The organism is Bergeyella anatis (genome assembly GCF_036016955.1).
Lineage (GTDB): Bacteria > Bacteroidota > Bacteroidia > Flavobacteriales > Weeksellaceae > JAYWXI01.
Map to the genome: position 1 here is coordinate 1 of NZ_JAYWXI010000083.1, position 758 is coordinate 758.

1 protein-coding gene is annotated in these 758 nt (G+C 36.3%); it reads left to right on the top strand.

The window, feature by feature from the left end; all coding sequences use genetic code 11:
* A partial coding sequence (locus tag VQ048_RS12330; RefSeq protein ID WP_327611943.1) for a PKD domain-containing protein occupies positions 1–758 on the top strand: 758 nt, incomplete at both ends.

Sequence of the window (758 nt, forward strand, 5' to 3'; positions counted from 1 at the left end):
GGTTGAACTTTATGACAATACTCCTGGGGCTCAAACTTGGAAATGGGATTTTGGTGATGGCTCAGCCACGGACATTCGTCAGCATACTTTCCACAGATATGACAAACCTGGAGAATATATAGTAACATTGACTATAAACGGTAGTTGTCAGCATCAAAAAATGATAACCATTGGTTCTGTAAGTCAGTCTGTTGGATACTTAGCTAATATTGATGCACCTGATGTGGTATTCGTGGGAGAGCGTGTTCGTTTTCATGCTGAGAAAGAAGGAGGCGTATCATTTGAATGGAGTTTTGGAGAAACTTACTCAACAGATGCTTTAGGGCAAACGGTTTATTATGCATTTAAAAAAGAAGGGAAAAAGAAAATTTCTTTAATGGTTAATGGAGATGTTGAGCATATTGCTACTAAGGATATTTATGTAGCACCCAAAAAAATTATAGCCAAACAGCCGATTAATATTAAAACTTATGAATTTGAGAAGCCTCACGAATCATTTTCACTACCAATGGGAGAAGCCCAAAAAGACCCATTGGTAGATATGTTAGACAATATTCCCGTAGCTCCTAAAAATAATACGACTGAAACCATATCCACCACCACAAAAGAAATTTCCGATATTTCAAACGAGCAATTCAAGTTGATGCTAAACAAAGTGGTGAGTGAAGAGAAAACAAAAGAAGATTTTAAAGAGTATCTATGTGGCAATTATTCAGTACCTGTGGTTGTCAATGATGATAAAATTATTCCATTTGAAC